Source organism: Rhizobium sp. CFBP 8752 (genome assembly GCF_014842035.1).
GTDB classification, from domain to species: Bacteria; Pseudomonadota; Alphaproteobacteria; order Rhizobiales; family Rhizobiaceae; genus Neorhizobium; species Neorhizobium soli.
The window spans coordinates 612,621-631,174 of record NZ_JACYUZ010000002.1 but is presented as its reverse complement, the minus strand read 5'-3'; the positions used below and the strand labels follow the sequence as shown (position 1 = coordinate 631,174).

General features: G+C 58.9%; 18 protein-coding genes, 1 tRNA gene and 2 pseudogenes. 11 read left to right on the top strand and 10 right to left on the bottom strand.

The window, feature by feature from the left end; genetic code table 11:
* The first annotated feature begins 211 nt into the window (after positions 1-211).
* Positions 212-288 (top strand) — tRNA-Met (locus tag IFT59_RS16040).
* A 368-nt stretch (positions 289-656) separates the two neighbouring features.
* Here IFT59_RS16040 and IFT59_RS16035 read toward each other — a convergent pair.
* From IFT59_RS16035 to IFT59_RS16020, 4 genes and pseudogenes are all read right to left on the bottom strand, one after another.
* A pseudogene (locus tag IFT59_RS16035) lies at positions 657-770 on the bottom strand (transposase); the annotation flags it as partial.
* A 209-nt stretch (positions 771-979) separates the two neighbouring features.
* Complete coding sequence (locus tag IFT59_RS16030; protein ID WP_192087492.1) at positions 980-1,519, bottom strand: hypothetical protein; 540 nt, start codon at positions 1,517-1,519, stop codon at positions 980-982.
* Between the two features lie 76 nt (positions 1,520-1,595).
* Complete coding sequence (locus IFT59_RS23370) at positions 1,596-2,333, bottom strand: CPBP family glutamic-type intramembrane protease (RefSeq protein ID WP_197978127.1); 738 nt, start codon at positions 2,331-2,333, stop codon at positions 1,596-1,598.
* 51 nt (positions 2,334-2,384) lie between these two features.
* Positions 2,385-2,783 carry a hypothetical protein gene (locus IFT59_RS16020; protein WP_062460147.1) on the bottom strand — a complete coding sequence of 133 codons (399 nt, stop codon included), beginning with the start codon at positions 2,781-2,783 and terminating at the stop codon, positions 2,385-2,387.
* Positions 2,784-3,053: 270 nt separating this feature from the next.
* On the opposite strand from IFT59_RS16020, the gene IFT59_RS16015 reads away from it, so the two are divergent.
* Both IFT59_RS16015 and IFT59_RS16010 read left to right on the top strand, forming a co-directional pair.
* Positions 3,054-3,743: a permease gene (locus IFT59_RS16015; protein ID WP_192087491.1), complete on the top strand. Its 690-nt coding sequence runs from the start codon at positions 3,054-3,056 to the stop codon at positions 3,741-3,743.
* A 400-nt stretch (positions 3,744-4,143) separates the two neighbouring features.
* Positions 4,144-4,593, top strand: coding sequence for a phage regulatory CII family protein (locus tag IFT59_RS16010; protein WP_192087490.1), 450 nt, complete (start codon positions 4,144-4,146; stop codon positions 4,591-4,593).
* 89 nt (positions 4,594-4,682) lie between these two features.
* On the opposite strand, the pseudogene IFT59_RS16005 reads toward IFT59_RS16010, so the two are convergent.
* Together IFT59_RS16005 and IFT59_RS16000 are read right to left on the bottom strand one after the other, a co-directional pair.
* Positions 4,683-4,969 (bottom strand): annotated as a pseudogene (locus IFT59_RS16005) (IS3 family transposase); the annotation flags it as partial.
* A gap of 307 nt (positions 4,970-5,276) precedes the next feature.
* A complete protein-coding gene (locus IFT59_RS16000; RefSeq protein WP_192087489.1) occupies positions 5,277-5,642 on the bottom strand; it encodes a winged helix-turn-helix transcriptional regulator in 366 nt (121 codons plus the stop codon).
* A gap of 97 nt (positions 5,643-5,739) precedes the next feature.
* Here IFT59_RS16000 and IFT59_RS15995 point away from each other — a divergent pair, with 97 nt between their 5' ends.
* The 3 genes from IFT59_RS15995 to IFT59_RS23445 all read left to right on the top strand — a co-directional run bounded on the left by IFT59_RS15995 (position 5,740) and on the right by IFT59_RS23445 (position 7,338).
* Positions 5,740-5,940 (top strand): hypothetical protein, encoded by a 201-nt coding sequence (locus IFT59_RS15995; RefSeq protein ID WP_192087488.1) that lies wholly within the window; start codon positions 5,740-5,742, stop codon positions 5,938-5,940.
* Positions 5,941-6,067: 127 nt separating this feature from the next.
* Positions 6,068-6,751 carry an EthD family reductase gene (locus IFT59_RS15990; protein WP_192087487.1) on the top strand — a complete coding sequence of 228 codons (684 nt, stop codon included), beginning with the start codon at positions 6,068-6,070 and terminating at the stop codon, positions 6,749-6,751.
* 329 nt (positions 6,752-7,080) lie between these two features.
* Positions 7,081-7,338, top strand: coding sequence for a DUF3253 domain-containing protein (locus IFT59_RS23445; RefSeq protein WP_082476394.1), 258 nt, complete (start codon positions 7,081-7,083; stop codon positions 7,336-7,338).
* Positions 7,339-7,491: 153 nt separating this feature from the next.
* On the opposite strand, the gene IFT59_RS15980 is transcribed toward IFT59_RS23445, so the two are convergent.
* Positions 7,492-8,142 (bottom strand): DUF2461 family protein, encoded by a 651-nt coding sequence (locus IFT59_RS15980; RefSeq protein ID WP_192087486.1) that lies wholly within the window; start codon positions 8,140-8,142, stop codon positions 7,492-7,494.
* Between the two features lie 223 nt (positions 8,143-8,365).
* Between IFT59_RS15980 and IFT59_RS15975 the strand changes: the two genes are divergently transcribed.
* Positions 8,366-8,530 carry a DUF2256 domain-containing protein gene (locus tag IFT59_RS15975; RefSeq protein WP_113111302.1) on the top strand — a complete coding sequence of 55 codons (165 nt, stop codon included), beginning with the start codon at positions 8,366-8,368 and terminating at the stop codon, positions 8,528-8,530.
* 875 nt (positions 8,531-9,405) lie between these two features.
* On the opposite strand, the gene IFT59_RS15970 is transcribed toward IFT59_RS15975, so the two are convergent.
* The 3 genes from IFT59_RS15970 to IFT59_RS15960 form a co-directional block, all read right to left on the bottom strand.
* On the bottom strand, positions 9,406-10,284 hold the full coding sequence (locus tag IFT59_RS15970; protein WP_062459246.1) for an ABC transporter permease: 879 nt from the start codon (positions 10,282-10,284) through the stop codon (positions 9,406-9,408).
* Positions 10,281-11,222, bottom strand: a complete 942-nt coding sequence (locus IFT59_RS15965) for an ABC transporter permease (RefSeq protein ID WP_062459243.1) — start codon at positions 11,220-11,222, stop codon at positions 10,281-10,283. Before IFT59_RS15965 ends, IFT59_RS15970 begins: the two co-directional genes overlap by 4 nt.
* Before the next feature lie 78 nt (positions 11,223-11,300).
* Positions 11,301-12,806 (bottom strand): ABC transporter substrate-binding protein, encoded by a 1,506-nt coding sequence (locus IFT59_RS15960; protein ID WP_192087485.1) that lies wholly within the window; start codon positions 12,804-12,806, stop codon positions 11,301-11,303.
* Positions 12,807-13,023: 217 nt separating this feature from the next.
* Here IFT59_RS15960 and IFT59_RS15955 point away from each other — a divergent pair, with 217 nt between their 5' ends.
* From IFT59_RS15955 to IFT59_RS15940, 4 genes are read left to right on the top strand one after another with little or no spacing between them, the layout of a single operon-like run.
* A complete protein-coding gene (locus IFT59_RS15955) occupies positions 13,024-14,226 on the top strand; it encodes an ROK family transcriptional regulator (protein WP_192087484.1) in 1,203 nt (400 codons plus the stop codon).
* On the top strand, positions 14,223-15,017 hold the full coding sequence (nagB, locus tag IFT59_RS15950) for a glucosamine-6-phosphate deaminase (protein ID WP_249407612.1): 795 nt from the start codon (positions 14,223-14,225) through the stop codon (positions 15,015-15,017). Before IFT59_RS15955 ends, nagB begins: the two co-directional genes overlap by 4 nt.
* Positions 15,004-16,593 carry a gamma-glutamyltransferase gene (gene ggt, locus IFT59_RS15945; RefSeq protein WP_192087483.1) on the top strand — a complete coding sequence of 530 codons (1,590 nt, stop codon included), beginning with the start codon at positions 15,004-15,006 and terminating at the stop codon, positions 16,591-16,593. Before nagB ends, ggt begins: the two co-directional genes overlap by 14 nt.
* 10 nt (positions 16,594-16,603) lie before the next feature.
* Positions 16,604-18,226 (top strand): dipeptide ABC transporter ATP-binding protein, encoded by a 1,623-nt coding sequence (locus tag IFT59_RS15940; RefSeq protein ID WP_192087482.1) that lies wholly within the window; start codon positions 16,604-16,606, stop codon positions 18,224-18,226.
* The last annotated feature ends 328 nt before the right edge of the window (positions 18,227-18,554 follow it).

Here is an 18,554-nt window from a genome sequence, read left to right as displayed (position 1 = left end):
CTCACACATAACAAACCGGCCCCTGGCCAAACCAAGGGCCGCTCCCAAAGCGGCCTTTTGTCGTTGGTGGCGTTGAAGCAATTACGGGACGTTCGGTCTGTAGCCGGTGCGTCCCTCACAGGAGACAAATCCTAAAGGATTTGCTCCGGAACTACGCATCACGGCAAAGCCGTGACGCATCGCGAAATTTGGCAAAGCCAAATTCGCTTGGCGCGGGGTGGAGCAGCCCGGTAGCTCGTCAGGCTCATAACCTGAAGGCCGCAGGTTCAAATCCTGCCCCCGCAACCAAACATACTTGTAACAGCATCCACTCCTGCTCACGCTCGGCCAGCAAGGCTTCGCAGCCGCACAGGAATTTTGTCCTGTCCGCCAATGACTTGAATTCGCCAGCGGAACTCTTACGGCCAAACTCCGCCGATTGTTCACTGCGTAGTTCCCGTGAGACATCTCGCCACGCTTCTTGCGCCGCCAGAATGGCCGCGAGGCGGCCATGGATGGTCGGCGCCGCTAACCTTCCACTCAACATTCATCTGGCTTCGATGAGAGCCACGGCAATTTTCGATATGCCAACTGGCTCGGTGACATCAACCGCCGGAGGCGCGAAGCTTCCACATCGCGTAGTTTTTCAGCCGATTGCGGTGATCCCGGCAAAGTTAGAATATCGCCTCGGAAATCTCGTGAATCCCGCAGAGATCAGCCGCCTCCGCGCCGGCCTGCTGCTCTCGCACAACACCGATAATCTGCTCCTCTTTAAATCTCTGCTTCTTCATGTGTCCGTGCTCAACGGTCCTGGCTCTAAACATTCCTGGCGAAAGTTCGCAGTGGCAGGTAACGGTCGTAAAGCGGCATGAATCAATCGCACCGTCAGCTTAAGGGGTCCAAGTAGTCCGCCGAAACTCCAGATATGAGATTGTGAGGCCGGACTACTACGTGGCTAGGGTTGTCTTTCAATAGGTTTCGCAAGATCAGGTACATGTAACTAATCGCGAACAACGCGTCTGAATGCACCGGACGAATCGAAGCGACACTCGAACGTGGTGACCCGCGATCCCTCGGGTGGGAACTGGCCGTAGACAGTGAACCCGCCCCCCGTGCGCTCCACCGGGAGAGTAAGGATTTCCTGAGGCCTGCGGCCGAACGTGGCTGATGCCTCTCCCTGGCAGAATTTACCCATGCTTCCGATGGAGACCCTCTGCCGCGACTTCGTTTCGATATCGCGTTCCGGCGGCGGTGAATACGTGTTGCCGCGGAACGGGAAGTCCGGCTTGTCGCCACGGGAGTTCGGACATTCGTAGCTCATGGAGTACCAGGTCACCGGTCCTGGAACGCTGTCGCCGAGGAGCCCTCCGGCGTGGCTTTCACTGAAAAGAACGTGGTATTCACCACCGCAGACGCGCTGGGCTTCCTGGATGCATGCTCCGCTGTTGCCCTTGCACTTCGTCTGATGAACGTCGTTTGCAGACGCGGGGAGGGCCGACAGCAGGACTATTCCAATGAGAGATTTCGCTACGAGACGCATTCCAAGTCCTTTCGTTCGAACGTTGCGGCACGAAGGCCATGAGTTGGATTTTTCGATGGCGACCGGCCTTCGAGATTCACTCCACTGCGTTGATCGGCACGTGGCCGAACTCCAACATGAAGACAAAGCCAGTCCAGTCGTTGATGATATGGGCGCCCGCGGAGACCCAGAGATTTCTCGTGACGATATAGGCGAGCGTGAGTATCAGGCGGGCAAAACCGATGCCTATGAGAGACTGTGCAAAGTGCCAGTCATAGGTCGGCAGATGCGCCGCGCCGAAGAGCAGAGACGAAATGACAACGGCGATAACGATCCCCAACCTTCGTGACAGGTGCAAACGCTGCACGCACAGCCACAATACAGCGAGGAAAGGCAGTATTCCGAAAAGCTCTTCCCCTACCAACTGGATGCCGGTCACGAGAAGCGTGGCACTCACCTGGGTTGCCGACATCGCGGCGATCGCATCCGCGACGGGATTGGAGTAAAGTTCGAAAAACTGTTGCAGGACCAAGCCCATCGCCATGGATCCCAGCAGCGTAGCAACCCCGAACAGCACCATCAGCCCCACGGATCGAAATCCGACAGGACGGAACAGGCAGTTCCAGTGTGGCCCGGCTACCTTGCGAAGCGCCAACACGGGGACTGCGACGAACAGCAGCGCCGGAATGAGATTGTAGGGGAAGGTGCGAAGGGGAACGAGGGTGAGCACAAGCAGAGCGCTCGCCAACGATACAATGACAAGGAGCCAGCCCGGTCCATCGATTTCGACGGGCTTGCCGTTGTAGAACGGGAAATCGCGATCGGTTGAAATCACCCTTCGAACCTCGACATTTCCGGACGACCGTGTCGCACGCGGTTCGGATGACTACTCGACGTAGAGCGTGAGATCGTAACTCGCGGTCTCATTGCGCCTTGCGGCATTGCGCATCAGATAGACGTCGATGAGGTACTTGCCGCTCGACGGGATCGTGATGCTGGTGCCGTTTCCATCGATCGAGCTGTTGTACATCGCCGCATCGGCGCCCGGAGCGGTCACATTGAAGTAGAGGCTTGTATTGCGGGAATCGAGCTGGACGCTCATCTTCTGGCCGGCCGTAACCGACAGCGCGTACTGAACCGTCTGGTAGCCTTTGACCGACGATTTGATGGTCGAGCTCGAGGATCCCGTAGCAAAACGAACTGTCTCGCGCCGCATCTCGTCGGCGACGGAGGGCACGGCTGCCATCATGGCGACCCCGAATATCAGGCTTTTCATCATCTTCATCGACTGGCTCCTCCCGTTCGATCTACGAGCAACATCTCTGGCACGGCTTGGCACCTTGACGAAGTTGCTCGGGTTCATGCGACGACCTCACGGTGTCTATTTCAAAAACCTACATTAGCCGAAACGACATGGGAAGCCTGTTCGGCCACGTCCTTCATTGTGGCAGCTACAACGCCTGTGCGCAAAGACGGGCTCTGCACAGTGACGTCTGGCGCCGACACTGGTAAGAGGGTCCAACCACACGCAGGCATCAACGGGAAGGACTGGCACGTGGACTTCATGAAACTGCTGAAGTCGCTCGAAGAGCTTCTCTACGAGCTGGTGTCGTGGTTGGTCTTTTATCCCGTTACCATGTGGCGTGCCGTCGTCAGGCCACTCAGCATGATGCGCTACGCAGACATCGAACTCGCCGACGAGCCGGAAGAACAGTATCAGGACACGCTTAGTCCGCCCCTGTTCCTGCTCATTACGCTGCTTCTCTCGCAGGCGCTGTCTGGAGCACTGCCATCGGTCTACGATCCGACGGAAGCTGCCCGCGAGCTCGGCTCGGGCTCCAATCTTCTGATCGCAAGAGGGGTGATCTTCGGTATCTTTCCGCTCTGCATGGCGGTGACGCTGCTGCGATCAAAGAGGGTCAGGATCACCCGCAATTCGCTCCGCCCGCCCTTCTTCAGCCAGTGCTATGTCGCGGCACCCTTTGCCTTCCTTCTCGTGCTGGGCTTCGATTTCTTCAGCATGCCGCAGGAGCAGGGAAATCTCGCCGGCGTCGTCGCAATGGCGGTTGCCACTATCTGGTACGCGCAGGCGCAGGTCCGCTGGTTCAGGCACGACCTTGGCGTCAGCGCGCTGAAAGCGATCGCTATTTTCGTCGGCGCATTCCTGTTTGCCACCATCGCGGCGTTTACCGTTGCGGCGGTGATTACTCTCGACGCTAAGAGCATCGCTCCCGCCCCTGGTTGATTGACTGGCGGAGAAGAGCGACCGGTGGTGCCATGTCGTCATTTTCGTCCGTGACGGATGATCAGCCACATGGGGATGAAAACTCCGATGACGGCCCAGAGAACTACAAAGGCAACGAAGTGAAGTCTTCCTGTTTCGGCAAGCGATATGCCGAGGACAACGGCCGCTACGGTTGTCACCAAGACTGTGACGGACATGATGATCCAGAAAAGCATTGTCATTCCATGATGATGTGATCGGCACGGTACTTCACAGGACCATCCCAGCCGACGGGGGTCACGCCGGCCTTGGCGCAGATAGAATCCTACACCGGCTCCGGCGATCAAAACGCGGGCGCCGTTTTGACGGCCTTGCAGCAACAGGGTCTCTGTGTGACGATCCAACACTCAGGAGGGACCTCATGAACCGCGGCGAAGATTTTGCCCACATCGTTTACACGCTTCTCGTGGTGGAGAAGCAGATGTCGGTTGAGGAAGCGTCGGCCGCCTTGGGGATGAGCTACGCCTCGCTTCACTCCCGGCTGATTGCGCGCAGCCCTTTTTCCGCCGATGAGATCCAGGCTCTGATCAGAGTGTTACCGGACCCGAGACTGGCGTCTTATCTTCTGGACGGAAGCGTCTTCGTGGCAGCGGAGCGTATAATGCCTCCGGTCGACCATCGCCTTGCCAACGAAGCCGTACAAAGGGGAGCGACAAAGGTCGTGGTCGAGGCGGCTGATATCCTTGAGCTTGTGGATGCTGTGTTGGCAGGCGGCGGTCTGGACCACCGTCACAAGAGGCTTCTACTGAAGGATATCGTTGAGGCCGAACGAGCGCTTGCAACACTTCGGTTGCAGATCGCAGATGCTTGACCGACGGAGACAGCAGGCCATCAACGATACAAGCGGTTCTGATCCAAGCTGCAAGATTGAACGGTTGTAGCCGCCTGAAACCGTGTTTTCCAACTGATCACGAATTCGACCGCTTCGAAGTTCCCCCAAGGCCCGCCCCGATGGATGACCTCGGCTTGTAGAGACCGTTGATCGTTTCGGTGAGGGCGTTGTCGTAACTGTCGTCGACGCTTTCGATAGAAAGCTTGATGCCAGCTTCTGCCAACTGCATGGTGTATTTAACGCCCCTGTCCGAGTGATGCACGAGGGCGCCTCGATGAGCGGCACGCCGAGCTCGAAGAGCCTGCTTGAATGCATCGAGGACAAAGCGAGCATTCGCCGTCGGCTCGCCCGCCCACTCGTGCAGCGTGGCTGGCGAGCAGCCGATCTTGGCCGCTATAGATAAAACGGCAGCTCAGCGTGATGAATGCTCGGCTGGCGGTCCAGCACCATACGGATGGCAACCGCACGGACTTCAGGTGAAAACTCGTTCTTTATATTGGTCATGATGGCTCCACTTTCTCTGAAGTTGGAGCCTCCGGCAAACCCGGCGGTTCACTGTCCCCGATGACCAGCCCATTTCCTGTTCACCTTCGACCAGCAAAGTCCAGCAATCCTTGGAGGCCGGGACGTCGCTGTTGAGGTCAATTCGGCGGCGCATCCGGTTACGCGGCGTCGCGGCCGTCGAACGCTTGGCGCGCCCGCTCCACCGCATCCAGATGCTCCATGGTCCAGGCATGGAGTGCCTGAAAAGGGCCGAGTAGCGAACAGCCAAGCGGCGTGATGGTGTATTCAACCCCAATTGGCGAGGTCTCTATGACCCGGCGGGAAATGAGGCCGTTGCGTTCCAGCCGCCGCAAGCATTGTGTCAGTGCCTTCTGCGTCACGCCCCCCAGGTGCCGCTTGATGCCATTGAAGCGCATAGGTCCCGCGTCCAGCACGCTGAGCACCATCATCGACCACTTGTCGGCGATATTGTCGAACAGCGAGCGGCTAGGACAGTTCTCATCGAAGTACTGGCAGACGGGCATGGGGTTTCCTTGGTGATACCTAGGCGACTGTAAGTGGGTTCTTGCAACTTAGTAGCAGAAGTATACCTATCTCGCAAATCAACGAGGGAGGCCCCCTATGACTTCAACCGACGTTCTGTTCCGATCCATTCGCATCGGCTCGATGGAGCTAGCGAACTGGATCGTCATGCCGCTGATAATTCACAGCTTCGCCCCCAACGGATTCGCGGCCCGGCGCATCCCGCGTACTACCGGCTGCGGGCGGCAGGCGTCGTCGGCCTGCTCGACCGATCTGCTTCGTCTAACGTCGGTGAAGTAACGTGACGGGCCGATCAAGTTAGGGCGTTCGGTCAATCCCAAACAGCAAGATCATCCGCAGCCGGGAAAAGTCAGCCAGCTAATCAATTTAACCAAGTCAATCGACATAACACAGTCAGGAACCTTCCGTGATCCGCTTCTTCGCCCTCCTCCCCCGCCGCCCCGATATCGATCGCCAGCGCTTCCACGACCATTGGCGTCACCCGCACGGCACCATGGGCCGCCAGATCCCGGGCATGCTCACCTACGTCCAAGGGCACCAGTTCGACACCGACCGCCTCGGCCCGGGTCAGGACAAGTACGACGGCGTTGCCATGCCGTCGTTCGACTCCCCGAAAGACGCCGCCGCACTGGTCGACGAGCCCTTGTTCGTCGACAACATCCGCCCCGACGAGCCGTTGTTCCAAGACCTGCCGAATGTCATCTTCTTCATCACCGAGGAGGATGTAATCGTCTCGCGGCCTCCAATGGGTGCCGTATCCGACGTTGATCGACAATGGGACGTGCTGGAGCGGCCGACCAGCATCCATCTCCTGCAATTCGTGCACCTTGATGGCAATCCTGGCTGGGTGGGCGCTGATGACGCCGAGCTCGGCCTGCGGATCGGCGCGCTGCGTCACGCGGTGAACCGGCCGAGCGCCGAGGTGCACGGCGACGGCGCACCGTTCCTGGGCGCCCGCCAGTTGTGGTGGCCCACATTGACGGCGTTCCAGGACGGCGTGGACGCCGATCGGGCCGCCTTCGACGGGCTCCTCGCCCAGGCCGGTAAAGCCGTCACCATGTTGGCGGTCTCAGAGCGGTTTGTGCGGTGAGGCGGAGTTTTTTGGAGCGGCCGACAGGGCGCTAACCCTGCCGACCCTTTACGTCTTATCTGATCGGACTAACCCGCAGAGACACTGTCAAGCCGCTGCGGGTTAATCGGACTGAAGGGGAGCGCTGAAGGTCGCCATAGGGGGGTGAGAGGTTTTCGTATCGCTTTGCCTTAAGGAGGTCGATCTCTCCCCAGCTCAACACGGAGCCGTCCAGTCCACCACCACCGCTGTGAGGTGTATCCCGCAGAGGTGGTCTTGTCTGATGCTTTGCTGAGACAATGTAACTGTCAAATGACCCGCGAGACAGTTCAGTTAAATGGGGACGAGCCATGAGAGCGAATGCGGAATCGACCATTTTGAGTTTTGTCGCCAGTCGACCTGATGGGACGACGTGCCCGAGCGAAGTTGCGCGCAGCCTTGCAAATGATCACAACGCCCCGCTTGAGTGGCGTGACTACATGCCAGCCGTCCATGAAGCGGTTGATGCCTTGATTGCGCGAAGAGAGATCACTCTTTCCTGGAAATCTGTCGTAATGGGGGAGAGAACCGGTCCCTACCGTATAAGCGCTCGCAAGCAAAATCGCTAATGCCGAGACGTCTGCAGCCGCTTTTTAGCGCCCTAGACGAGCTCAATGACAGGAAACCGTTCAAGCACATCGCGACCGTGCTGATAGTCGCGAGCCCACTTTAGCATCTCTATAAGCTTCGGGTCAGTAAGTGTGCGCGCAAGAGCGGTCCGGTTATCGGGACTCGGGGAGCTTAGTCGTTGCCCGATTGATGTAATCGACCAGGGCGCGGGCAGCGGCGAATGATTTTACTATTTCCTCGACGAGATTGGAGGACACGAGCATCTCGTCAGAAACGTTGCGACAGGCTCCGAAGTTTTTGAGATTGAGAAAGTCGAGCGCGTCGTGATTTCTGACGTACCCGCTGGCGCTCAAATTATGACCGCCCGTCAGACCATGTGGGAAATATGTCCGAAATAATGAACCGTCGACGATCCCTCTCCATTTGCCGGTGTGGCTTGCGATTGTTTGCCGCAAAACGCGCGCAAGCCTTGGCGGGGGTAGCAGCGCTCCGCCTCCGCTGTATGAGCTGTGCGGAGAGATTTGCACGAAATATGTCGCGGCTGCGTTCTTCGAAGGCGAAACTCGCAACGTGATGCAGCATGTGCCTTTCGAGATAGACGCGGTACTCAAACATTTGCGGGGATCTCGGTTGGCCTCATCTACGCGCTTGTCGATCGACCCTGTGCTATTAGCCAACGCTAAGGTGAATTCAATTAAGTCGCGGCGCGCGCAATCAAGTCTAGCTCGGTTGTCGTCGAGCCACTCGGCGCCGTGATTACTGGAGGCTTCCTCTAGAAATTCAAAAGTCGATCGGTTGATCATCCACTGTCTCAAACATGGCAAACCGGCCTGTCATAGAACGGGCGGAACGTAAAGTGAACGGAAATAGCTCGAGCGGACATGAAAAGAGTTGGAAGTCGGATGCTTCCAATCGCTGATTGCTACCCCCAGATAGGGTAGGGCTCGTGGAATTGCTACTTCGGTAACTGAGCGGCGAGTGGTTCGCTCGCATTTTCGTAAACACATTGTCTAGGAAAGGATCCATATGGCGAGAATGGTCAAGAAAGCGGATCTGCCGATAAAAACGTGTGCGACATGCGGCAAACCCTTTGCATGGAGGCTGAAGTGGGCCAAGAACTGGAGCGACGTGAAGTACTGTTCTGAACGCTGCCGCCGCTCTAAGCTCAAGCCACCACATCCAAAGTTATAGAATCCTGCCCGCCTGCAGATGCTTCGAAGGCTGCCGTACAAGCCGCTTCTGGCTATGGTGGAGCAAACTTCGGACATTCTGAGCTATTTTCGGTGACGAAAGATGGAGGCGAAGTGTCTTGGCACCATCACGGCTGCCGAAGAGATGATCCTAATGCCTTTGATCCTCTTGCTTTGCGGGTCGTATTGACCCCTGGCGCAACAGTGGCCCGATCAGGTCGTGACGACTTCGCGCCCAGTCACAGCCGACACAATCCGGAAAAGACTGCCGAGTTTACTGCATCGTACCACCAGTAAGACCGGGTAAGTCGCGCAGAGCCCCAAGGTCTGACACAAGTCTTTACGACAGCTACGCAAAGTTTTACCGATCGATTCACCGCGTTGCCTACCGTGCCGGCAAGGGGCAGCGATGGCTGAAAAAGCGTTATTGGGTTTCGGCTTACTGCTGATCGTTGCCGGGCTGATCTGGGCGGCCCAAGGAGCGGCTTCTTTCCCTATCCCGCCAAGAGTTTCATGATCGACCCACGACCCTAAATCGTCGGTGGGGCCCTCACAGCAGCTTGCGGCATGGCGTTGCTTTTGTGGTCACGACGGTATTGAGGATGCAGAATAGTCGAGGCTTATTCTGCCAACGCCACAGTATCGCCGATCGTCTCTTACGTTCCCGTGGTACACTGACATTCGAACCTTTACCGCAGCATGGCTGCTGCGCACCTTTCATGTCTGCCAAGGTAAATGCCTCGGCAACCTCGATGAACAGGCTCCGTAGCGGCCGCTCGCCAGTCCACCTACAAAAGGCCCAACTCGAGTGAATCGGATTTCTATCCGATCGCCGCCACTGATAGCTTCAGTCGCTTTTGCGCCTTCAGTGACAAATCAGTCGTCGCGTCGCGGATCCAGCGCGTCGTTCAGTCCGTCGCCCAACAGATTGAAGCCCATGACGAGCAGGATGATCGCGACACCCGGCCAGATAGCCATCCAGGGTGACTCCGTCAGGAACTGCCGGGCGACATCGAGCATGGTTCCCCATGATGGAGACGGTGGACGTTGGCCGAGGCCAAGAAAGGCGAGGCTGGCTTCGGCAAGAACCGCAGTTGCCATGGTAATCGTCGCCTGGACGATGATCGGTGCCATAGCGTTCGGCAGGATGTAGGTCAGCATGATCTTCCTATGCGGCACTCCCAGCAGGCGGGCGGCGTCGACATAGTCTTCGGCCTTGACCGTCATGACCTGCCCGCGCGTCAGGCGCACAAAAATCGGCATGGCCGATATCCCGATCGCGATCATCGCGTTTTCAAGGCTTGCACCGAGAAAGGCGGCAAACGCGATCGCCAGCACCAGAAAGGGGCATGCGAGAAGCGCGTCCGTAATGCGCGAAATCACCATGTCGACGAGGCCGCCGAAATAGCCGGCGATCATGCCGAGGGGGACGCCGATGGCGATGGCGATGGCGACGGACACAATGCCGACAAGCAGTGAAGCCCGCGTGCCATAGATGATACGCGTCAGGATATCGCGGCCAAGGTCGTCCGTGCCGAACCAGTGAGCAACTGTCGACCCCTGCCGGATTGCCATCCAGTCGGACGCATTGGGCTGGTAGGGCGCGATCAGAGGCGCTGCAATCGCGACCAGCACGAAGAACAGGATGATCGTTCCGCCGATCATCACGCCGGGCTGGCGCAGGCACCGTGAAAGCACCGACTTTCTTGCACCTGACGTGCTCGGTAACTGAAGCGTGGCGTTCAACGTGTTCATCCGCGCAACCTCGGGCTTAGAATGACATAGGCAATATCGGCGAGAAGGTTCATCAGCAGGAAGAGTGCTGCCGAGCAGAGAACCACAGCCTGGACCACAGCGTAATCGCGGCTGAAAACACCATCGACGATCATCTTGCCAAAGCCCGGTATCCCGAACACCTGTTCGGTCAATACGGCACCCGACAGGAGTTCGCCCAAGTGCAGCGTGCTCATCGTGACGACGGGGACAAGGCTGTTGCGCAGGACGTGCCGCACGACGACGATGCGCTCCTTCAAGCCCTTTGCGCGGGCGGTGCGGACATAGTCCTGCTTGAGCACCTGCAGCATTGCGCTTCTCGTATGGCGCATGACAATGGCCGCAGCAGCAGTTCCGAGCACTAGGCTGGGAAGAAGCGTGTGGCGCAGATTGTCGAGAGGACTATCGAAGAAGGCGACGTAGCCGCCAGAGGGAAACCATCCGAGCGTGACGGCAAAAAGCAGGATCAGCATGATGCCGAGCCAGAAGCTTGGCACTGAAAGCCCGGCAAGGCCTATGATGCTGACGCCGTAATCGGCCGCCGTTCCGCGCTTCAGCGCTGCGATGATACCGGCCGGAATGCCGATAAGGGTCGCAAGGATCATCGCCATGACCGACAGCTGGATCGTGACCGGCAGCTTTTGCGCAATCATTTCGCCAATCGGAAGCCGAGTACGGATCGATAGGCCGAAATCGCCTTGGACGATCCCGGCGAGCCACTTGCCGTATTGGACGTATAGCGGCTGATCGAGGCTGTACTTTTGCCGCAGATACTCGATGACGGCAGGATCGCGTTCCTCACCGGCCAGCGCGATCGCCGGATCACCGGGAAGGAACTTCAGCAGGCTGAAGACCAGGATCGAGACGAGCAGAAGTGTGGGTATGGCGATTGCCAGGCGACGCAGGACGTAGGAGAGCATGAGCTTTCTCGTGTGGTCCCGCCAGCACCACGGTCCGGCTGGCGGGATGATTTACACAATGCCCTGACGGGCTTGGGCTTACTTCGCAGGCTTTACGTCGGTCAGACGCAGGAGGCCGTCTGGATAAACCGTGATGCCGCCGACATCGGTGCGTACCGCATAGAACCAGTTCGGGTGGTAAAGCGGAATCGTCGGCAGGTCGGCGAGGTAGATGCCGGTCGCCGTCCCGTAGAGAGCCTTACGTTTTTCGACGTCAGACGTAGAGCGCGCCTCTCCGAGGGCCTTATCCATTTCCGGGTTGCTATACTTGTTGACGTTCTGGCTGCCTTCCTTGCCGAAGAAGGAGATCAGTGTCGGGTCCGGATCGGCGCGGCCGCTCCAGTTGCCGATATAGGCCTGAAAGTTACCAGCGAGGTAGCGTTCGACGGCGGATGCCGTTTCGAGCGGAACCAGTTCGATCTGGAAGCCAGCTTCGCCCGCCATTGACTGGATGATCTGAGCCACGCGACCATCGGCGAGCGAGTTTTCGTAGGTGATCTCGACGACGGGTGCGTCGCCGCCGACTTCTTCAATCAAAGCCTTGGCCTTGTCGATGTCGCGGGCGGGAGCCGGATGCGCCTTGTCATAGAAGACGCTGGATGGCGGGATCATCTGGTTGTCGGCAGAGAACTCGCCGGCGAAGGCAACCTTGTTGATGACGTTGCGGTCGATCGAGAGCTCGAGTGCCTGGCGAAGCCGTGGCTCCTTGCCGAGCGCGCCGCCCTTTTCGCCGTTGCCGACATTGATCATCAGATGTGAGACGGCAAGGCCGGGCGACGTGTGGAGCGCCAGCGCCTTGTTCCCGCGGACGGCGCCGAGGTCGGTCGGCGCGATGCGCTCGGCGATTTCGAGATCACCGGCCTGTAGCCGCGAAAGGCGCACGGTCGAATCCGGAATATAGAGGTACTGGACGTCATCGTAACCGATCGCCGCGGCATTCCAGTAGCCGTCGAATTTTTCGAGTGAGATCACGTCGCGCGCGCGGCGTTCCGTGAACTTGAAGGGGCCCGCGCAAACCGGGTTGGCAGAAAATTCCTTGCCTTCCGCGGCAGCCGCCGGAGACACCATCATGCCCGCGCGGTCGGACAGGACGGCGAGAAGCGGGGCGAAGGCCGATTTCAGCTTGAATGAAACATGGGTCGCATCAATAACGGTGACGGTTTCGACGGGCGAGAGCTCACCCTTGCGCTTGGAATCCTTCAGGGACTTCATGCGTTCGATATTGAACTTCACCGCGGCTGCGTCGAAGGGTGTTCCGTCCTGGAATTTGACGCCGTCACGAAGGGTGAACGTCACCTCCGTACCCTCGGCGTTCCAGATCCAGGCGGTTGCCAGCTGCGGTACGATCTCGAGCTTGGCGTCGATATCGACGAGCTTGTCGCACATTGCCGAAAATACGATACGTCCGGCGTAGGTGCCAGAGGTCGCAGGATCCAGCGCATCCGGATCGTCCTGCATGCCGACGCGTAGCGTTGCCGCCTGCGCGGTTGTGAAAGTCATCGCGATGGCAGTCGCCATCAGCGCCAGTTTGATGCTCGTTCCCATTATTTTTCCTCAAACCCGCGCAGAAGAGCGCGTTTCGCCCAGTTTTTGTACGTCGATCAGTGATGCACAGGAACATCCCTATTGTAAAGAAGGATGACTAAATAATTTCCTTCCTTCACAAATTGCATGAAGTTCAATCGATTTTAGCCTTATTTCGATTGACAGACATACCCCGCCAGTTAACTTAGTCCGCAAAGATGACGAATTGAATGAGATCATGACCGATATTTCTGGATTGGCGCCCCTAACGCGACAAATCACCTCGCGTACCGTGCTCCGTACGATCATAGATAGTTCACCGATTTCACGCGCCGAGCTTGCCCGCGTCACCGGACTGTCGAAGCAGGCGATGTCCGAGATCGTGCGCGATCTCGAGGTCGACGGTTGGGTTCGTGAGACGGGACGCACACAAGGCGGCGTCGGGCGCAGCGCAGTCAACTACGAGCTCGATCCCGGCAAGGCTTTTCTCCTCGGTGTCGACATTGGCGGGACCAAGGTCCATGCATCGATCGCGGATCTTTCTGGTACTGTCGTGGAAGAAATCCTGGAGGCGACAGACACCCGCGGCGGAATGCATCTCGTCGAACAGCTGGCGGTACTGCTGGACACTATGACGACCAAGGCGGGGATCGCACCGCAGCTCGTGCGGATGGGCGCGGTCGGCATTCCTGGTGCGGTGGACCCAAAGACCCGTCGTATCACCATGATGCCGAATATCGCCGGCATGACCGATTTCGATTTCGAGGCGGCGCTGACCGGGCGCCTCGGCTTTCCGATGGTTCTCGAAAACGATGTCAATGTCGCGGCCAAGGGCGAGCAGGTCCTCGGCGAAGGGCAGGATATCGATAATTTCGTCTTCGTGGCGCTCGGAACCGGGATCGGGATGGGTATCATCAGCGAGAAGCGGCTCATTCGTGGTGCCCGTGGCGCAGCTGGCGAGATCTCGACCCTGCCGATCGGCGGCGACCCCTTCAATTCCTCTGCGTTCGGTTCCGGCGTGCTTGAAACATCTGTCGGCAGCGCCGCGATCCGGTCGCGGTATGCCGGAAACAGTGGCGTCGAAGGTTTGACGGTTCGCGAAATCTTTTCGCGACAAGACGGGGCTTCCCAGACAGTCATAGACGAAGTGGGCCGCACCGTTGCCGTTGCCATTGCGGCGATTGCCGCCGTGCTGGATCCGCAGCGGGTGATTTTTGGAGGCAGCGTTGGCTCCCGTGCGGAATTGATCGATCGGGTGGAGTACCATCTCACGCGCTGCATGCCCGTGCCGCCCGCCTGCGTCATCAGCTCGCTCGGAAACCGGGCTGGCATTCTTGGCGCCGTCGCAATTGCGCAGGAGGGGTTTTACCAAGCTCTGTTCGGCCTCCCTCTGCGCGGGGTCGAGCCGGTTACTCCGAAGTCCCTGGAAGGTGCTTTATGAACTCGATGCCACGGGACCTTCACCGCCCCACAATCCGGATCTATCAGACCCCCGAGCTTGCGTCCGAGGCTGTGGCTTCTCTGATACTGGAGCGGATTGCTGCGATGCCTGCTCTGACGCTGGGGCTTGCAACTGGTGCAACGCCACGAACGGTGTACAGGACGTTGATCGGTCAAACCGAGACGGTTTCGTGGCGAGAGACGCGCTGCTTCAATCTCGACGAATATGCGGGTCTCGGCCGGGATCATTCTGCGAGCTTCGCCTATTACATGCGCGAGCTGCTCTTCGATCATGTCGATGTCGACGTGTCCCGAACGCACATTCCCGATGGCACCGCCACTGATCTCGACGCGGCCGCGAAGGCCTATGAACAGATGATCTCAGACAATGGCGGGATCGACTTGCAGTTGCTCGGCATCGGCCGCAACGGTCATATCGGTTTCAACGAGCCGGGCTCGGCACATGACAGCCGGACGCGAAGGGTTCGGCTTGCGCAATCGACCATCGATGCCAACCGTCCGGATTTTCCAGACGGCGAAGATCCGCCGGAAACCGCGCTGACGATGGGCATCGGCACCATTCTCGAGGCACGTGAGATCGTGCTGCTTGCGACGGGGGCGGCGAAAGCCGAAGCCCTGGCGGCAGCGTTGCAGGGGCAGGTCTGCCTCGATTGTCCGGCTTCGGCTCTGCAACGGCACGCTACGGTCACTGTATTCTGCGACGAAGCAGCAGCCGCCCAGCTGGACATCCAGCAATTGAGTATGACGGGGAATGTCCATGCAGCAACGTGACTTCTTTAAGCCCGGCCGGTCGGTGGCAATTTCAGACCGCGGTATGGCGGCAACCTCGCATCCGCAGGCAACCCTTGCTGCGGTGGACATACTGCGCGCCGGCGGCAATGCCGTCGATGCGGCGGTGGCCGCTATCGCCCTACAATCGGTGATCGACCCGCATATGACGGGAGTCGGTGGCGATTGCTTCGCGCTCTATACGCCGGCTGGTGGCAAGACGATTGCGCTCAACGGCTCAGGGCGTGCGCCGGGGGCAGCGACCCTCGATTACTTCCTGCAAAACGGCATCACGACCATTGCCGATGACAGCCCACACGCGGTGACCGTGCCGGGCGCCGTCGATGCGTGGTGCCATCTCGTTGCGACCTATGGCGGGCGGGATATGGGCCGGGTGCTCGCGCCGGCTATCGAGGCTGCGGAAAAAGGCTATTGCATCACGCCGCGCGTCGAACTCGACTGGGTACGCTACGCCAGCCGGGTGCAGAAATATCCGGATGCCGCCGCCTATTTCCTCCCAGGTGGTCGGGCACCGAGGACCGGCGAGCGGATGACCAACCCGGCGCTTGCAGCTACATTGCGTCGCATTGCCAGTGAAGGTCGCGACGCTTTCTATGCCGGGCCGGTCGCCGAGGAGATCACCACGCTGCTGAAGTCGCTCGGCGGACTGCACGAGGAGGGCGACTTTTCATCCTACCGTGCTTTCGAAACCGGTCCGATCAGCGCTTCTTTTCGTGGCATGGATCTTCTCGAATGCCCGCCGAATGGCCAGGGGCTGGCAGCGCTTCTGATCGCCCGCATTCTCGACGGCTTCGATCTTCGCGATCCAACCCTCTCGGAAGCGGACCGCATTCATCTTCTCGCGGAAGCCACCAAGGCTGCTTATGCGAGGCGCGACGCGCTGATCGCCGATCCGCAGCATATTACCTTTGATATCGCAGCACTTTTGTCCGACCGGTCGATCGAGGCGATGCGGGCGAAGATCAGTCTGGAAAAGGCAACAGCACCCGGCATATGGGAAGGTCCCGAGCACAAGGACACCGTCTACGTCTCCGTGGTCGATCGCGACGGCAATGCCATGTCACTGATCAACTCGGTGTTCTTCGCCTTCGGCAGCGGCATCTATGCACCGAAATCGGGTGTGCTTTTGCAGAACCGCGGTGCCGGCTTCGTCGTCAGGCACGGCCATCCGAACGCGATCGGCCCCGGCAAGCTACCCTTCCATACGATCATTCCGGCGCAACTTGCCGAAAACGGACGCACCCGCATGGCCTTCGGGGTGATGGGCGGCCAGTATCAGGCGACGGGACACGCCCACCTTCTCAGCCAGATCCTCGACCGCGATCTCGATCCACAGCAGGCGAGCGATCAGCCGCGCAGCTTTTGTCACAACGGCAAGCTGAGCCTCGAGCCGACTATTTCGCCGGACGTGAAAGCGGATCTAGAACGGCGTGGTCACGTGACCGAATGGGCGGACGAGCCCATCGGAGGTTGCCAGGCAATCATGATCGACTACAAGCGCGGCGTTCTTCTGGGGGCATCCGACCACCGCAAGGACGGCATGGCGCTCGGCTATTGAGGTAATCAGCATGTCATCTCCAATCCTGACGGTCAAAAATCTCCGGCTCGCGCTTCCGGAAGGCGGAGACCGCGAATATGCGCTCGACGATCTGACCTTCCATCTCGATGAACGGAAAATTCTCTGCATTGTTGGGGAATCCGGGTCGGGAAAATCGCTTTGTGCCCAGACCGTGATGGGCCTTCTGCCGAAGGCAATCCGCGTTGCCGGCGGAGAGATCCTGTTCGGCGGCCGCGATCTCCTAAAGGTCGACGAAGAGAGCCTGCGTACCCTGCGCGGCAGCCAGATCGGCATGATCTTCCAGGAACCGATGACGGCGCTCAATCCGTCGATGCGGATCGTCGACCAAATCGCAGAAGTGTTCGAGGCCCATGGGCTGCTGACACCCGAGGAGCGCCGTGCGCAGGCGGTAAAACTCGCGACAGAAGTCGGCCTGCCTGATCCCGAGCGTATCATCCAGAGCTTTCCGCACCAGCTTTCCGGCGGTCAGCGTCAACGTGCGATGATCGCCATGTCCCTGGCGCTCGAGCCCGTCGTATTGATTGCAGACGAGCCGACGACCGCTCTCGATGTTACCACGCAGGCGCAGATTCTTGCGCTGATCCGCGACATCCAGCGACGGCGCGGCATGTCGGTGATCTTCATCACCCACGATTTCGGGGTCGTGGCCGATATTGCAGACGAAGTGCTGGTTCTCCAAAAGGGCATCGTCGTAGAGCAGGGCACAGCAGACGACGTGCTGCGCCGACCAACCCACGAATACACGAAAGCCCTTCTTGCGGCCGTTCCGAACGGCGTTCCGTCGGTTCGTGCCGAGGTGGATGACAAGACCATCGCGATCTCGGTTGCCAACCTGCGCAAGACCTACGTGACAGGCGGCAGCCTGTTCAAACCGAAGCGCATTGTGCACGCGGTGAAGGATGTCAGCTTCGAGATCCGGCGCGGCGAGACACTTGGCATCATCGGTGAATCCGGTTCGGGAAAATCGACGGTGGCGAGGCTCGTCACAAGACTTGTCGAACCGGACAGTGGCACGATCATGCTGGGAGGTGACGATTTCGGTGCGCTTCCGGCACGTGGCCTGCGCCATGCGCGCAAACGCATCCAGATGGTGTTCCAGGATCCCTTTGCCTCGCTCAATCCGCGTCGCAAGGTGGGCCTCAGCATCGCTGACGGTCCGATTGCCCATGGCGTGCCGAAAGGCGAAGCTCTGCAGCAGGCAGTTGATCTCCTGAAACTCGTTGGGCTCGATGCCCGTGCTATCGATCGCCTTCCGCACGAATTTTCAGGCGGCCAGCGGCAGCGTATCGGGTTGGCAAGAGCGCTTGCGCTAAAGCCGGACGTGCTGATCGCCGACGAATCCGTCTCGGCGCTGGATGTCACGATCCAGAAACAGGTTCTGGAGCTTCTCGAGGAACTGAAGGGCAAGCTAGATCTGGCGATGCTGTTCATCACCCACGACCTGCATGTTGCAGCCCAGGTCTGTGACCGCATTGCAGTCATGCAGCGCGGAGAGATCGTGGAAATGCGACCGACCCGAGAGTTGCTTGGCAATCCGCAGAATTCCTACACGCAGCTTCTGCTGGCGGCGATACCGGGTAAGTCGCTCGAACACCGTGTATCGATCAGCTAGTTGCTGATTTGTCGCGAACTCGTTTTCAGGCTGGCACGCCGGGTGCGAATACTTACCTAGAAGCGCCACACAACCCGTTTTACACCATAGAATCTTTGCAAACCTAGAGGGTAAGAAGAATTACTAGCGACCTCGTTGGTCCGATTCCTTCGAGTGCTGCACTTTAATTTGTGCTGGTGGCATTGCTGCCACCAGCGTTCGCCTGCGAGAGGGAATTGCGACGTTTCCTAGGCCAGCCACGGTTTTGCCCAGCTAGTTCTCTGTCCCATCACTCCAACTAGACACATGGCCTAAGAATTGCGTGTGACCGGGAGATAGTGAGCCGGGA

What these genes read in the sequence shown, in the direction of transcription:
- IFT59_RS16030 (WP_192087492.1), bottom strand. Translation starts at nt 1,519, where the DNA reads ATGCGTCTCGTAGCGAAATCTCTCATTGGAATAGTCCTGCTGTCGGCC.
- IFT59_RS16020 (WP_062460147.1), bottom strand. Translation starts at nt 2,783, where the DNA reads ATGAAGATGATGAAAAGCCTGATATTCGGGGTCGCCATGATGGCAGCC.
- IFT59_RS16010 (WP_192087490.1), top strand. Translation starts at nt 4,144, where the DNA reads ATGAACCGCGGCGAAGATTTTGCCCACATCGTTTACACGCTTCTCGTG.
- IFT59_RS16000 (WP_192087489.1), bottom strand. Translation starts at nt 5,642, where the DNA reads ATGCCCGTCTGCCAGTACTTCGATGAGAACTGTCCTAGCCGCTCGCTG.
- IFT59_RS15995 (WP_192087488.1), top strand. Translation starts at nt 5,740, where the DNA reads ATGACTTCAACCGACGTTCTGTTCCGATCCATTCGCATCGGCTCGATG.
- IFT59_RS23445 (WP_082476394.1), top strand. Translation starts at nt 7,081, where the DNA reads ATGAGAGCGAATGCGGAATCGACCATTTTGAGTTTTGTCGCCAGTCGA.
- IFT59_RS15980 (WP_192087486.1), bottom strand. Translation starts at nt 8,142, where the DNA reads ATGATCAACCGATCGACTTTTGAATTTCTAGAGGAAGCCTCCAGTAAT.
- IFT59_RS15975 (WP_113111302.1), top strand. Translation starts at nt 8,366, where the DNA reads ATGGCGAGAATGGTCAAGAAAGCGGATCTGCCGATAAAAACGTGTGCG.
- IFT59_RS15970 (WP_062459246.1), bottom strand. Translation starts at nt 10,284, where the DNA reads ATGAACACGTTGAACGCCACGCTTCAGTTACCGAGCACGTCAGGTGCA.
- IFT59_RS15965 (WP_062459243.1), bottom strand. Translation starts at nt 11,222, where the DNA reads ATGCTCTCCTACGTCCTGCGTCGCCTGGCAATCGCCATACCCACACTT.
- IFT59_RS15960 (WP_192087485.1), bottom strand. Translation starts at nt 12,806, where the DNA reads ATGGGAACGAGCATCAAACTGGCGCTGATGGCGACTGCCATCGCGATG.
- IFT59_RS15955 (WP_192087484.1), top strand. Translation starts at nt 13,024, where the DNA reads ATGACCGATATTTCTGGATTGGCGCCCCTAACGCGACAAATCACCTCG.
- nagB (WP_249407612.1), top strand. Translation starts at nt 14,223, where the DNA reads ATGAACTCGATGCCACGGGACCTTCACCGCCCCACAATCCGGATCTAT.
- ggt (WP_192087483.1), top strand. Translation starts at nt 15,004, where the DNA reads ATGCAGCAACGTGACTTCTTTAAGCCCGGCCGGTCGGTGGCAATTTCA.
- IFT59_RS15940 (WP_192087482.1), top strand. Translation starts at nt 16,604, where the DNA reads ATGTCATCTCCAATCCTGACGGTCAAAAATCTCCGGCTCGCGCTTCCG.